Source organism: Arthrobacter sp. GQ119 (assembly GCF_059759125.1).
In genome coordinates, this window is record NZ_JCAXEA010000003.1 from 11,470 (window position 1) to 24,681 (window position 13,212).

The window sequence follows — 13,212 nt, forward strand, 5'->3', positions numbered from 1 at the left end:
CGCTAGCCTTCCGAGGGGACACTCTTGAAGACGTCCGGATAGTTGTCCAGTGCCGCCCAGCGGTTCAGCGGCCAGGCGATGACGGTGGCCTTGCCCTCCACGTCGACCAGATCAATGAAACCGCCGTTGGAATCCATGTGTGCCCGGGAGTCGGCGGAATGGTTGCGGTTATCCCCCATGACCCAGACCTTGCCTGCCGGCACCACGACGTCGAAGTCGCGCACCAGCGGCACCTCGGCAGGGTTGACGTACTTTTCATCCAGCGGGGCCCCGTTGACGGTCACTTTGCCGTCGGGGCTGCAGCAGGACACGCGGTCCCCGGGCAGGCCGATGACGCGCTTCACCAGATGCTGCTCTGAGTTGTCCGGAAGCAGGCCAACGAAGGTCAGGCCGTCCTCGACCCAGGTGAAGGGGCCGTCCACTTTCTGCGGCGACGGCGGCAGCCATCCCTTCGTGTCCCTGAACACCACCACGTCGCCGCGCTCCAGGGCGAACGGCTCCGGGACCAGCAGGTTGACGAAGATGCGGTCGTTGACGTCCAGGGTGCTGACCATGGACTCCGACGGGATGTAGAACGCGCGGAACAGGAACGTTTTGATGAGGAAGGATAGAACGACGGCGATGACCACCACCGTGGCGATCTCCTTCAGCCACAGCAGGAACGGGTTGCGCTGCGGGGCGGGCTCCTTCACGCGGCGGCCGGCAGGCGCAGCCGGAACGGGCTCACCCAAAGCATGCCTTCCCTGCCTGGCAGCGGCCTGCTGCGGCTCGGAAGTCCCGGGATCGTTCTCCGGCATTTACTGTCCGTCCTTAGTCGTTGTAGTGGCCACCTGCGGCGGCCGTGCCACTGAGGCAAATCTATCAAGCGGCCAGATGATCTGTACCGGCCGGCCGATTACCTTGTCCATGCGCACCATGCCCCCGCCGGGCGCGCCCAGCAGGCTGCGGGAGTCGGCCGATACGGAGCGGTGGTCCCCCATCAGCCAGAGCCGTCCAGCCGGCACGGACACACTGAACTTCTGGTCGCTGGGCGCATCTCCTGCTTGGATATAGGGTTCCACGGCCGGCTGGCCATTTACTGTGAGCCGCTGCTGGACGTCACAGCACACGATGCTGTCGCCTGGCAGCCCGATGACGCGCTTCACGTAGGTGGTGTCGCTGCCCGTGAAGCCCAGCCAGTTTCCGGCGGCGGCCACCGCCTCCGGCAGCGGGCCCGCGCCGGAGTGCAGCGGCGCGAAGGAACCGCGGCCGTCAAACACCACGACGTCGCCGCGGCGGATCGGCTCGGACTGAAAATCGGTGCGGGACACCAGGATCCTGTCGCCCGTACTGAACAGCGGTTCCATGGACGCCGAGGGAATGAAGTAGACATCCAGCCACAGTGAACGGACCAGTCCGCTGAGAAGGACGGCCAGGGCGAAGGCCAGAAACACGAAACGCCAGCCCGGTTTCCCTGGCTGGCGTTTCGTGTCGTCCATGATCCGTATCCTGTGGCGCTGTTGCGGATGGCTCCGGCGCTGGCCGGACACGGGTCGGGGACCCGCCGTGAAAGTCCGAAAGACTTACTTGGCGGTGCTGAAGTCGCGCTTTTCCTTGATCTTCGCAGCCTTACCGCGCAGTGCACGCATGTAGTAAAGCTTGGCGCGGCGCACGTCACCCTTGGTGACGAGCTCGATCTTTTCGATGATCGGGGAGTGCACCGGGAAGGTACGCTCTACGCCGACACCGAAGGAAACCTTGCGGACGGTGAAGGTCTCGCGAATGCCGTCACCCTGGCGGCCCAGGACGAAGCCCTGGAACACCTGGACGCGGGAGTTCTTGCCTTCGATGATGTTTACGTGAACCTTGAGGGTGTCACCCGCGCGGAACTCAGGAACATCGGTGCGCAGCGAGGCTGCATCTACGGAATCGAGGATATGCATTGATCCACTCCTGGTGAACGCCACAGGTCATTCACTTTGGGTCACGGAGACCAAGCCAGGACAGACGTCCGGGAATTGCCGCCGAAGTGTTGTTGTCCGGTACCGCCACTGATTGGCCGTACCGGGGTGCCCTGCTGTTGGCTGCGCTCCCCCTGTGGCAGGTGCGGGCCCAGCAGACACAAGGGTTAATTATGCCCCATATGGCACGAATTGGATAATTTTGGAACGCTTCGTGCCGCTGGGAAGCAGCGGCGCGGGAACTGCCTAGGCGTCCGGCCGCCGCTTCAGGTGACCGTCGACGACGTCGTACCCCAGGTCCGCGAGAGCGGTGCGGTCCGCGCGGGGAAGATTTCCGGCGTCGAACGCCTCCAGCAGGTCCGGGCGGCGTTCCGCCGTCCGCCGGTACTGCTCGCGGCGGCGCCACTGCGCGATTTTTCCGTGGTTGCCGCTGAGCAGGACCGCCGGAACTTCCCGTTCCCGCCAGACGGAGGGCTTGGTGTAGACGGGGTACTCGAGCAGGCCGTCCGAGTGCGACTCCTCCACCAGGGACTCGGGGTTGCCCACCACACCCGGCAACAGCCTGCCGATGGCCTCCACCATGGCCAGGACGGCAACTTCGCCGCCGTTGAGCACATAGTCGCCGAGGCTCACCGGACGCACCGTGAAGTGCTCCGCCGCCCATTCGATGACCCGCTCGTCGATGCCTTCATAGCGGCCGCAGGCGAAGACCAGATGGTCCTCCTCGGCAAGCGCGTAGGCCAGCGCCTGGTTGAACCGCTCCCCCGCAGGGGACGGCACGATCAGCACCGGCTTGCCTGCCTCTGCCGGACGCGCGTCTGCCACCGACGCCAGCGCCTGCGCCCACGGCTCCGCCTTCATGACCATGCCGGCGCCACCGCCGTACGGAGTGTCGTCCACCGTCCGGTGGCGGTCAGTGGTGAAGCTCCGGAGGTCGTGGACGTTCAGGTCCAGCAAGCCGTCCTGGCGCGCCTTGCCGATCAGCGACAGATCCAGCGGTGCCAGGTACTCGGGGAAAATACTGACGACGTCGATGCGCATCTTAGGCTTTGGCCCCCGGCTCAGGTTCGCCGCTGTCGTCCGTGCCCTGCTCGCCGCCATCTTCGGTGTTGATCTCGAACAGCCCGGCCGGCGGGGTCACCAGGACGTAGCCCTCCTCAACGTTGACCTCCGGGACGATCTGTTCCACGAACGGGATCAGGATTTCCTTCCCGTCCGGCGTCTCCACGACAAGCAGATCCTGCACGGGCATCGTGTTCAGGGCGGAGATCTTGCCCACCACCTGGGTACCCACGCGGGCTTCGAGGCCGACGAGCTCGTGTTCGTACCAGCCCTCGTCCTCGTCCTCGTCGAGTTCCTCAGTTTCGATGAACAGCTTGGCGCCTCGGAGTGTCTCGGCTTCGTTCCGCGTGTCAATTTCCTCGAAGGCGAGGAGCAGGATGTCCTTGTTCCAGCGGGCACTGTGCACGGTCAGGGGGCCTGCCGACGCCGGTTCCACCACGAATTCGGTTCCGGGGACAAACCGGTCCCCGGGGGCATCGGTGAGCACCTGGACTGTCACCTCGCCGCGGATTCCGTGGGGTTTGCCGATTCGTGCCACCTGAAGCTGCATGTGTTCCTCTGTTCCGGAGTGCGTTTCTGAAAGTTGGCGCTGTGCCGTGCCCGGCCGGCGGGCGGTGAAAGCAGTCCGGCCCCTCCACCGTTGCTGGTGGAGGGGCCGGACTTTAAGGCAAGTGTTGCAGGCGCGTTACCGGCGGCGGTCGGTATCGACGACGTCGACCCTGACCTGCTCGCCATCTGCCAGCGCAGCCACCACAGTTCGCAGTGCGCGCGCGGTGCGGCCCTGGCGTCCGATTACCCGTCCCAGGTCTTCCTGGTGAACGCGCACCTCGAGGGTATCCCCGCGGCGGTTGCTCTTCGTGCTGACCTTGACATCCTCAGGGGAGTCAACGATTCCGCGGACAAGGTGTTCGAGCGCTTCTGCCAGCAACTTACTCAGCCTCGGTGGTCTCTGCTTCAGCCTCGGCGGGAGCTTCTGCCTTGGCCTTCTTGGTGATGGCTTCCGGGATGATCACGGAACCCTTTTCCGGGGCAACGAAGGCTTCCTTGGCAACCTTGGTCTTCAAGGTGCCTTCCTGGCCCGGGAGGCCCTTGAACTTCTGCCAGTCGCCGGTGACCTTGAGGATCGCGGCAACCTGCTCGGACGGCTGTGCGCCGACGCCGAGCCAGTACTGGGCACGGTCGGAGTCGACCTCGATGTATGAGGGCTCCTCGGTGGGGTGGTACTTGCCGATTTCTTCGATGGCACGTCCGTCACGCTTGGAGCGTGCGTCCATGACGACGATGCGGTAGTACGGTGCGCGCATCTTGCCGAAGCGCTTAAGGCGAATCTTTACGGCCACTTTTGTGGTCACTCCTGTTTCTGAAACGGGCTGAACCCGCGTTTCTGCACCCGTGGGGCGGGCCGTACTTGGGGGTTCGAAAGGACAGGATCCAGACGCGGAGAGAGGGGCCACGCAGATCGAGTACCTGTTTATTGTGCCAGATCAGCGGCCCGATTTCGACTTGACACGGGCGGGGGCCTGAAGCGGCAGGTCAGGAGGACCAGACGTAGAGGCCCGTGCGGCTGTTCTCGTCGACGCTTTCGGCGAGTTCGGCCAGCTGCTGGACGTATTTCCGCGCCTCGGCGGCCCCGAACGGCATGTCATCCTCGGCGGCCCACCGCTCGGCGACATCGTCAAGGACGTTGCCCTCGCCCTCCGATTCGTAGCTGACCAGCTCCGCCAGCGCCCGGACCATGGCCGGCGGCACACCGAGCAGCGAGTCGCTGGCCACGTCCACCATGGCCAGTTCGTAGTCGGCGCCTGCCGCATGGACAGCCGCTCCGGCGAGGTCCCCGAGCTGTTCGATTTCAAAGTCGCTGATCCCCGGGATGCGGACGCCGACCGCGGGGGCGGCTGCGCCCGACTCGAGGTCGGCGGCGCGCTTGAGGGCGTCACTGTGCGTGGCAACAAAGATTTCGGTGAAACCCATGGAATTCGTCCTCGTTCCGTCGACGGCGGGAACCCGGCGGCGGTAAAGGCCGCCCGGGATGTTCGAGTTCAGCCTAACCCACAGGCCCGCCCCGAATCGCGAGCACCGGCTCAGCGTACGGCGACGCGGATCCGGTTGCGCCACGGGTCCTCGAAGCGCAACTCCGCCCCCGTGTGGCGGGCAGCAACGCCGGCGGCCTTCAGGCGGTCGGCGAGCGCGCCGACGTCGTCCCCTGCCGGGACTTCGATGAGGACTTCGCCCAGCCCGAGTGTGTCCCGGCGCGGTCCGGCGCCGCGGCTGTTCCAGACGTTCATGGCCATGTGATGGTGGTAGCCGCCGGCCGAGACGAACAGGGCCTGGCCGTGCCAGCCTGCGGTCTTTTCGAATCCCAGGGTCCCGACGTAGAAGTCATGGGCCGACTGGACGTCACCCACCTGCAGGTGCACGTGGCCCACGCCGGCTTCCGTGCCGCGCTGGCCCTCCAGCGCGTCCTCGGTCAGGTGGTCCTGCAGGTACTTCTGCGGCGGCAGGGCGAGGCTGTCCATGACCACGTTCTTGCCGTCCCAGGACCACGACTCGCGGGGGCGGTCCCAGTAGAGCTCGATGCCGTTCCCCTCAGGGTCGCTGAAGTAGAAGGCCTCACTGACAAGGTGGTCGGCGCTGCCCGTGAACGACCGGGGCTCATACTGGGCGGCGGTGGCGACTGTGGCGGCCAGGGCGGCCTGGTCGTCGAAGAGGAGCGCGGTGTGGAAGAGGCCGGCTTCGCCCCGTCCCGGAATGTTCAGTCCGGGCGCGGGAGCCAGATGGACCAGGGGCGTGTTCAGCCGCCCCAGGTAGAGGCCGCCATCCTGCTCTGCTACGACGTCGAGGCCGAGCGCCCGATGGTAGTAGTCCGTCATAAGCTTCATGTCGCCGACCTTGAGCATCACGGTGCCCATGGTGAGATCGGCAGGAAGAAGATCCTGGCTGCTGGCTGCTGGTGTCATGCGAATGCTCCCGACTCCCTGGCCACCGGATTTCGATGGTCTCTACCTATCTAAATTACTTGAAGCTTCAATTTATTCCGAGCGGACGACACTTCCCCGCAACACCACGGCCCGGAGCCGCCTTATGGTTTCTGGCACTTCCCGCGGGTCCTCTGAACACACCACGACATCGGCGCTCGCGCCCTCGGCCAGGCCGTCCGCACGCAGCCACCGGCGGGCCCTCCAGCACGCAGCATCCAAAGCGGCGGCGGCGGGAAGCCCCGCGCCGTGGAGGGCCAGGATCTCGTCCGAAATCCGGCCGTGCCCGATCACGCTGCCCGCATCAGAGCCCGCAAAAATCTCCACCCCGGCCTCGTAGGCGTCCCGGACCCGCTCGGTCCGGCGCTCCCACAGCGCCCGCATATGGGCCGCGTAGCGGGGAAACTTGGACTCGGCCCGGGCGGCGATCTCCGGGAACGTCGCTATGTTGACCAGTGTCGGCACGATCGGCACGTTCTGCTCCACGAGCCGCGGGATGTGCCGCGGCAGGAGCCCCGTGGCGTGTTCAATGCAGTCGATGCCGGCATCCAGCATCTGGTCGAGGACGTCCTCGCCAAAGCAGTGCGCCGTGACCCTTGCGCCTTCATCATGTGCCGCGCTGACCGCGTCCCGGACAGCAGCGTCTGGGAATGACGGGGCAAGGTCGCCGGCGTCACGGTCGATCCAATCCCCGACCAGCTTGATCCAGCCGTCCCCGGAACGCGCCTGCTTCCGGACCGCCTCCACCAGGTCCTCCGGCTCAACCTCGACGGCGAAATTCTTCAGGTACCGTCGGCTCCGGGCAATGTGCCGTCCGGCACGGATGATCCTCGGCGCCTCAGGGCGCCGCTGCAGCCATCGGGTGTCACTGACCACTCCCGCGTCCCGGACAAGCAGGGTGCCGGCATCGCGGTCGGTCATCGCCTGGGCGTAGGCCACGTCGTCGTCCACGGCGCCGGACGGCCCCAGCCCGATGTGGCAATGCGCGTCCACGAGGCCGGGCAGCACCCAGCCGCCGAGGACCACGTCCGGAATGCCGCCCGGACGCTGAAAGGTCAGTTTGCCGTCCACAGCCCACAGGCCGGTCCGTTCCTGATCCGGGCCGGTGAGCACTGTGCCGGAGAATTCGATGATGCGCGCCATGGATCCAGCCTGTCATATCAGGCGTGGACGGGCACCGCCCAGCCGCCCTGTGGTAGCTTCGTCTACGACCACACGGGTGCCCCTGCAGGGGCTGAGATCGGGCTAGCGCAGCCTGCGACCGTTGAACCTGTCCGGGTAATGCCGGCGAAGGAAGTGAGCAGTACATGAGCACCCAGAAAACAGAGCTGATCCCTGCCCAAAAAGATGCGGCCCAAAATGAAGCTGCCCAAAAAGAAGCAGCCTCCGGCGGAGCAGGCGCGGATATCACGCAGTCCCTGAAGTCGCATTCGCTGGCGTACATCGAGGGCGACGGCCTCCGCGTTCCGGTCACGGAAATCGCCCTGGAGCCGTCACCCAGCGGGGAGCAGAACGAGCCGTTGCGGGTCTACCGGACGGCCGGACCCGGCAGCGATCCCGTGGTGGGCCTCGCGCCGTTCCGCGCGGAATGGATTGAAGCCCGCGGCGACACCGAGCCCTACAGCGGCAGGGAAAGGAACCTGCTCGACGACGGCCGGTCGGCCGTGCGCCGCGGCGCCGCGTCCGCGGAGTGGAAGGGCGCGCAGCCGGTGCCACGCCGCGCCGTCGGCGGTAAGACGGTCACGCAGATGCACTATGCCCGACAGGGCGTCATCACCCCCGAGATGCGGTTCGTGGCACTCCGGGAAAACTGCGACGTTGAGCTGGTCCGCAGCGAAGTGGCGGCCGGGCGCGCCATCATCCCGAACAACATCAACCACCCCGAATCCGAGCCCATGATCATCGGCAAGGCATTCCTGGTGAAGATCAACGCCAACATCGGCAACTCGGCCGTGACAAGTTCCATCGCCGAAGAGGTGGACAAGCTGCAGTGGGCCACCCAGTGGGGCGCGGACACCGTCATGGACCTCTCCACCGGCGATGACATCCACACCACCCGCGAGTGGCTGATCCGCAACTCGCCCGTCCCCATCGGCACGGTTCCCATCTACCAGGCGCTGGAGAAGGTCAACGGCGAGGCCAACGCCCTCACCTGGGAGATTTTCCGTGACACTGTGATCGAGCAGTGCGAGCAGGGCGTGGACTACATGACCATCCACGCCGGGGTCCTGCTGCGCTACGTCCCCCTGACGGCCAACCGGGTGACCGGCATCGTGTCCCGCGGCGGCTCGATCATGGCCGGCTGGTGCCTGGCGCACCACCAGGAGAACTTCCTGTACACGCACTTTGACGAGCTGTGCGAGATCTTCGCGAAGTACGACGTCGCCTTCTCACTTGGAGACGGCCTCCGCCCCGGGGCCACCGCGGACGCCAACGACGCCGCCCAGTTCGCCGAACTCGACACTCTGGCCGAACTGACCCAGCGGGCCTGGGAGTACGACGTGCAGGTCATGGTCGAAGGTCCCGGCCATATCCCGTTCCACCTGGTGCGGGAGAACGTGGAGCGCCAGCAGGAGCTGTGCAAGGGCGCTCCGTTCTACACCCTGGGCCCGCTCGTCACGGACGTGGCACCCGGCTACGACCACATCACCTCGGCCATCGGCGCCACGGAAATCGCCCGCTACGGCACCGCCATGCTCTGTTACGTGACGCCCAAGGAACACCTGGGCCTGCCGAACAAGGACGACGTCAAGACGGGCGTGATCACGTACAAGATCGCCGCCCACGCCGCCGACCTCGCCAAGGGCCATCCGGGAGCGAATGAGAGGGACGATGCCCTGTCCAAGGCGCGCTTCGAGTTCCGCTGGCGGGACCAGTTCGCCCTGTCCCTGGACCCGGTGACCGCTGAGGCCTTCCACGACGAGACGCTGCCGGCAGAACCGGCCAAGACCGCGCATTTCTGCTCCATGTGCGGGCCCAAGTTCTGCTCCATGCGCATCAGCCAGGACATCCGCAACGAATATGGCTCCGCAGAAGCACAGGCGGCGCTGGCCGAGATGGCCGAAGGGATGCGGGAGAAGAGCCAGGAGTTCCTGGCCGCCGGCGGGAAGGTTTACCTGCCGGAGCTGAAGCTTCCCGAGTCCGCCCGCCAGTAACGGCCACCCCTATCGGGCCCGGTCCGGCAGGCATTGGGGGCCCGCCGGACCGGGCCTGCGGTGCACTCCGTGCGGGTAAGGAACGTTGGTCAGGACGCCCGCGGCTGCTGCCGCCGGCTGACCTCGGCAATGAACGACCGGATAAGACGGTCGCCTTCCACGGAGTCGTGGGGCCGGTGCCCGCCCGCTGCAATGCGGTGCAGGGCACCGGTTTCCCGCAGGTACCCGGCGATCTCCTCATAGAGGGGCTCCCAGCCGCCAGTGAGGACCAGCGTGGGAACGCCGGGGACGATCTGCAGCGGTGCATGCCAGGGAGGTGCCTGCAGCCGCAACCGCCTCGCGGCGCGCTGGGCCTCCGGGGTGCTTGGACCGTGGCCTTCCGCGGCGAAGGCGCGCCGCAGATACTCCCGCTCATAGTCGTCGTCGCCGAGCTGGTGCCGGACCTCGAAAAGGGGCTCCATCAGCGCCCGGTGGGCTGCCGTGGCCGGCAATTCGGCAGTCAGCGACAGGCAGGCCGGCTCCACGAGCGTCAGCGAGAACACGAGGTCGGGCCGTTCGACGGCGGCCATCATCGCCGCGATCGCGCCTTGGGCATGCGCCACTATGTGGCCACCGGCGGCACCGCGGCCGTCGTCTGCCAGCGACCGCAGCACGATCCGCGCGTCCTCGGCGAAGTCGGTTTCCAGCGGCTCGGCTTCGGCATCATACCCGTGCCGCCGCAGGAAGAGGGCGTCATACTGCAGGGCCATGCCGTGCTGGCGCGGCCAGGCGGCGGAGCCGAAACTCCCCGCGCCGTGGACGAACACTACCCGCTGCTTAAACATGACCCAACCTTATGGCAGCGGTCCGGCATCCGAGCAGGCAGACATGGTTCCGCTACTTGCCGAGGAACTTGTCGAAGCCCTTGGGAAGGTTCAGCTGGGACGGATCGAAGTCGCCGCCCTGCTGGCCGAAGGACGCACCCGTGGGCAGGGCCTTGGCTGCGTTGGCGCGCCGGGCCTCCGCCTCCCGGAGCTCCTGGGCTGCCTTGGCGGGGTTACCCGAGCGGGCCTTCTTCTTGGGTGCGCTCTTGGCACCCTTGCGGGGCCCGCCGCCGCCCATGCCCGGCATTCCGGGCATTCCCGGCATGCCGCCGCCCTGGGCCATCTTCTTCATCATCTTCTGGGCTTGGCCAAAGCGCTCGAGCAGGCCGTTGACCTCGGAGACGTGCACGCCGGAACCCTTGGCGATGCGGGCGCGGCGTGAACCGTTGATGATCTTGGGGGCCAGCCGCTCGTGCGGGGTCATGGAACGGACGATCGCCTCGACCCGGTCGATTTCGCGTTCGTCGAACTGCTCCAGCTGCTGGCGGATGTTCTGGGCACCGGGCATCATCATGAGCATTTTCTTCATGGAGCCCATGTTGCGGATCTGCTGCATCTGCGCGAGGAAGTCGTCCAGGGTGAAGTCTTCCTGGTCGGCGAACTTCTTCGCCATCCGGGCAGCTTCGTCCTTGTCCCAGGACTTCTCGGCCTGCTCGATCAGGGTCAGGACGTCGCCCATGTCGAGGATGCGGGACGCCATGCGGTCCGGGTGGAACATTTCGAAGTCGTCCACGCCCTCGCCGGTGGACGCGAACATCACGGGCTTTCCGGTGACCGACGCAACGGACAGCGCGGCGCCGCCGCGTGCATCGCCGTCGAGCTTTGACAGTACGACGCCGGTGAAGTTGACGCCCTCGTCGAAGGCCATTGCCGTGTTCACGGCGTCCTGGCCGATCATGGCGTCGATCACGAAGAGGACTTCGTTGGGGACGATGGCCCGGCGGATCTGGCGCGCCTGTTCCATCATGTCGGCGTCCACGCCGAGACGTCCGGCGGTGTCGACGATGACGACGTCGTGCAGCTTCTGGCGGGCCTCTTCGACACCGGCGCGGGCGACGGCGACCGGGTCGCCGGCCGGGTGCTCCAGCTCGGAGGTGGCGCCGGGGTGCGGGGCGAAGACGGGGACGCCGGCGCGCTTGCCGACGACCTGCAGCTGCGTCACGGCGTTGGGGCGCTGAAGGTCGCAGGCCACGAGGATGGGGCTGTGGCCCTGCCCCTTCAGCCATTTGGCGAGCTTGCCCGCGAGGGTGGTCTTGCCGGCACCCTGGAGGCCGGCGAGCATGATAATCGTGGGCCCGGTCTTCGCCAGCCGGATGCGCCGGGTCTCGCCGCCGAGGATTTCAACGAGTTCCTCGTTGACGATCTTCACGATCTGCTGGCTGGGGTTCAGTGCACCGGAGACCTCGGCGCCGAGGGCGCGTTCACGGACCTGGCCGGTGAATTCACGGACCACGGGCACGGCAACGTCGGCGTCCAGCAGGGCCCGCCGGATCTCACGGACTGTGGCGTCGACATCTGCCTCGGTGAGGCGGCCCTTGCCACGGAGATTCTTGAAGGTTGCTGTCAACCGGTCAGAGAGTGAATTGAACACGCGCCGTGCACTTCTTTCAGTGGATGTACGGATGGCGGCCCTGCGGCACACCAGCGTCTCGGCTGCTGTTGCCAGCTGCGTCGACGACGGGACTCAACTATCTAGGGTACCAAGACGGGCCTCCAAGATGGCATGCTGGCACAGTGACGAGCCAAACAACTGTAAAAACCCTGCTCATCCTCGGTGCTTCCGGTGACCTGACAGGACGGCTCCTGCTCCCCGGACTGGCCCGCCTGGTGGCCACCGGCCGGGCGGACGGCCTTCGGCTCGCAGGGGCAGGTTCCGATCCGTGGCCGCAGGAGCAGTGGCGGGACCGCGTCCACACGGCCTTCGCCGAGGCCGCCGGTGCGGCCGATGACGCCGGAAAAAAGGCCCTCTCTGCGCTCAAAGAATCCACCGCTTACCACCAGCTCGACGTTACGGCCGATGGCCCGCTGGCTTCCCTGCTGGCCGGTCTGGAAGGCCCCGTGGCAGTGTACTTCGCGCTGCCGCCGCACGTGAGCCAGAAAGCCTGCGAGATCCTGCAGCCCGGCCAAGTCCCGGCCGGTACCCGCCTGGTCATGGAGAAGCCCTTCGGCTCGGGCGAAGAGTCGGCGCGCGAACTGAACCGCACGCTCCTGACCCTCGTTCCGGAAGATCACATCCACCGTGTGGACCATTTCCTGGGCAAGGCCACCGTCCTGAACATCCTGGGACTCCGCTTCGCCAACAACTTCCTGGAGCCTGTCTGGAACCGCGGGCACATAGAAAAAGTGGAGATCATCTTCGACGAGGACCTGGCCCTCGAAGGGCGTGCCCGCTATTACGACGGTGCCGGAGCGCTGCGGGACATGATCCAAAGCCACCTCCTGCAGATCATGGCGCTGATGGCCATCGAAGCGCCGGCCACGATCCGCGAGCGCGATCTCCGGGACGCCGTGACGGCCGTGCTCCGCGCCAGCAGCGTCAAGGCCCCGTACCGGGCCAGCACGCGGCGGGCCCGCTACACTGCCGGCAGCCTGAACGGCAGGCAGGTTCCCGACTACGTCAGGGAAGAGGGCGTGGACCCGGGCAGGAACACGGAAACGCTCGCCGAGGTCCGGGTCGACATCGACAATTGGCGCTGGAAGGGAGTGCCGTTCATTCTGCGCTCGGGCAAGGCCCTCGGGGAAAAACGCAAGGAAGCGGTGGTCACGTTCCGGCCGGTCCCCCACCTGCCCGGAGGATTCACCGGCGTCGACGCCCCGAACAAGCTCAGGATCGGTTTCGGGCCGGACACGCTGGAGCTCGACGTCGACGTCAACGGCCCCGGGAACATCTTCAGTCTGGACCGCACCACGCTCCTTGCAGAACTGAATGCCTCCGAGCTGCTCCCCTACGGGGAAGTGCTGGAGGGCGTCCTGACCGGCGACCCCCTGCTGTCCGTCCGCGGGGACACTGCGGAGGAGTGCTGGCGCGTCGTTGAGCCGGTGCTCCAAGCCTGGGCAGGGGATGACGTCCCGCTCGAAACGTACGACGCCGGCACGTCCGGTCCCGGGGGCTGGTCCGGTCCGGCCCGGGCCGGCTGACTCCGGGCCACCCAGCCGGGCCGGCTCGGCTCCGGGCCGGCCCGCTCCAGGCCGGCCCGCTCCAGGCGCGCGAAAGGGC

The 13,212-nt window shown here is 66.7% G+C and carries 14 protein-coding genes and 1 riboswitch; of the genes, 2 read left to right on the top strand and 12 right to left on the bottom strand.

The genetic code is table 11. The annotated features are described in order from the left end of the window. Positions 1–2 precede the first annotated feature (2 nt). The 10 genes from lepB (AC6CH3_RS03585) to AC6CH3_RS03630 all read right to left on the bottom strand — a co-directional run bounded on the left by lepB (AC6CH3_RS03585) (position 3) and on the right by AC6CH3_RS03630 (position 7,120). Positions 3–797 (bottom strand): signal peptidase I, encoded by a 795-nt coding sequence (lepB, locus tag AC6CH3_RS03585; protein WP_498131158.1) that lies wholly within the window; start codon positions 795–797, stop codon positions 3–5. Continuing rightward, entirely contained in the window at positions 798–1,478 is a 681-nt protein-coding gene (gene lepB / locus AC6CH3_RS03590; RefSeq protein ID WP_498131159.1) for a signal peptidase I, read from the bottom strand. A gap of 84 nt (positions 1,479–1,562) precedes the next feature. Beyond that, on the bottom strand, positions 1,563–1,922 hold the full coding sequence (rplS, locus tag AC6CH3_RS03595; RefSeq protein WP_003806064.1) for a 50S ribosomal protein L19: 360 nt from the start codon (positions 1,920–1,922) through the stop codon (positions 1,563–1,565). A 264-nt stretch (positions 1,923–2,186) separates the two neighbouring features. Further along, a complete protein-coding gene (gene trmD / locus AC6CH3_RS03600) occupies positions 2,187–2,981 on the bottom strand; it encodes a tRNA (guanosine(37)-N1)-methyltransferase TrmD (protein ID WP_498131160.1) in 795 nt (264 codons plus the stop codon). 1 nt (position 2,982) lies between these two features. Next, positions 2,983–3,552: a ribosome maturation factor RimM gene (gene rimM, locus AC6CH3_RS03605; RefSeq protein ID WP_498131161.1), complete on the bottom strand. Its 570-nt coding sequence runs from the start codon at positions 3,550–3,552 to the stop codon at positions 2,983–2,985. 135 nt (positions 3,553–3,687) lie between these two features. Then, positions 3,688–3,930, bottom strand: coding sequence for an RNA-binding protein (locus AC6CH3_RS03610; protein ID WP_400581538.1), 243 nt, complete (start codon positions 3,928–3,930; stop codon positions 3,688–3,690). Between the two features lies 1 nt (position 3,931). After that, complete coding sequence (gene rpsP, locus AC6CH3_RS03615) at positions 3,932–4,342, bottom strand: 30S ribosomal protein S16 (protein ID WP_056632653.1); 411 nt, start codon at positions 4,340–4,342, stop codon at positions 3,932–3,934. 193 nt (positions 4,343–4,535) lie between these two features. Then, positions 4,536–4,973 (bottom strand): hypothetical protein, encoded by a 438-nt coding sequence (locus AC6CH3_RS03620; RefSeq protein ID WP_498131162.1) that lies wholly within the window; start codon positions 4,971–4,973, stop codon positions 4,536–4,538. A 110-nt stretch (positions 4,974–5,083) separates the two neighbouring features. Beyond that, on the bottom strand, positions 5,084–5,959 hold the full coding sequence (locus AC6CH3_RS03625; protein ID WP_498131163.1) for a VOC family protein: 876 nt from the start codon (positions 5,957–5,959) through the stop codon (positions 5,084–5,086). 72 nt (positions 5,960–6,031) lie between these two features. Then, positions 6,032–7,120, bottom strand: a complete 1,089-nt coding sequence (locus AC6CH3_RS03630; protein ID WP_498131164.1) for an amidohydrolase family protein — start codon at positions 7,118–7,120, stop codon at positions 6,032–6,034. A 62-nt stretch (positions 7,121–7,182) separates the two neighbouring features. Then, a riboswitch (TPP riboswitch) is annotated at positions 7,183–7,290 on the top strand. Between AC6CH3_RS03630 and thiC the strand changes: the two genes are divergently transcribed. Next, complete coding sequence (gene thiC, locus AC6CH3_RS03635) at positions 7,285–9,132, top strand: phosphomethylpyrimidine synthase ThiC (RefSeq protein WP_498131165.1); 1,848 nt, start codon at positions 7,285–7,287, stop codon at positions 9,130–9,132. (Overlaps the previous riboswitch by 6 nt.) Positions 9,133–9,221: 89 nt before the next feature. On the opposite strand, the gene AC6CH3_RS03640 is transcribed toward thiC, so the two are convergent. Next, positions 9,222–9,956, bottom strand: coding sequence for an alpha/beta fold hydrolase (locus AC6CH3_RS03640; RefSeq protein WP_498131166.1), 735 nt, complete (start codon positions 9,954–9,956; stop codon positions 9,222–9,224). 52 nt (positions 9,957–10,008) lie between these two features. Further along, the gene (ffh, locus tag AC6CH3_RS03645; RefSeq protein ID WP_494034271.1) at positions 10,009–11,586 is read right to left on the bottom strand and encodes a signal recognition particle protein; all 1,578 of its coding nucleotides are present in this window, start codon (positions 11,584–11,586) and stop codon (positions 10,009–10,011) included. Positions 11,587–11,729: 143 nt separating this feature from the next. Here ffh and AC6CH3_RS03650 point away from each other — a divergent pair, with 143 nt between their 5' ends. Continuing rightward, positions 11,730–13,133, top strand: coding sequence for a glucose-6-phosphate dehydrogenase (locus tag AC6CH3_RS03650; RefSeq protein ID WP_498131167.1), 1,404 nt, complete (start codon positions 11,730–11,732; stop codon positions 13,131–13,133). Positions 13,134–13,212 lie beyond the last annotated feature (79 nt).

What these genes read in the sequence shown, in the direction of transcription:
- lepB (WP_498131158.1), bottom strand. Translation starts at nt 797, where the DNA reads ATGCCGGAGAACGATCCCGGGACTTCCGAGCCGCAGCAGGCCGCTGCC.
- lepB (WP_498131159.1), bottom strand. Translation starts at nt 1,478, where the DNA reads ATGGACGACACGAAACGCCAGCCAGGGAAACCGGGCTGGCGTTTCGTG.
- rplS (WP_003806064.1), bottom strand. Translation starts at nt 1,922, where the DNA reads ATGCATATCCTCGATTCCGTAGATGCAGCCTCGCTGCGCACCGATGTT.
- trmD (WP_498131160.1), bottom strand. Translation starts at nt 2,981, where the DNA reads ATGCGCATCGACGTCGTCAGTATTTTCCCCGAGTACCTGGCACCGCTG.
- rimM (WP_498131161.1), bottom strand. Translation starts at nt 3,552, where the DNA reads ATGCAGCTTCAGGTGGCACGAATCGGCAAACCCCACGGAATCCGCGGC.
- AC6CH3_RS03620 (WP_498131162.1), bottom strand. Translation starts at nt 4,973, where the DNA reads ATGGGTTTCACCGAAATCTTTGTTGCCACGCACAGTGACGCCCTCAAG.
- AC6CH3_RS03625 (WP_498131163.1), bottom strand. Translation starts at nt 5,959, where the DNA reads ATGACACCAGCAGCCAGCAGCCAGGATCTTCTTCCTGCCGATCTCACC.
- AC6CH3_RS03630 (WP_498131164.1), bottom strand. Translation starts at nt 7,120, where the DNA reads ATGGCGCGCATCATCGAATTCTCCGGCACAGTGCTCACCGGCCCGGAT.
- thiC (WP_498131165.1), top strand. Translation starts at nt 7,285, where the DNA reads ATGAGCACCCAGAAAACAGAGCTGATCCCTGCCCAAAAAGATGCGGCC.
- AC6CH3_RS03640 (WP_498131166.1), bottom strand. Translation starts at nt 9,956, where the DNA reads ATGTTTAAGCAGCGGGTAGTGTTCGTCCACGGCGCGGGGAGTTTCGGC.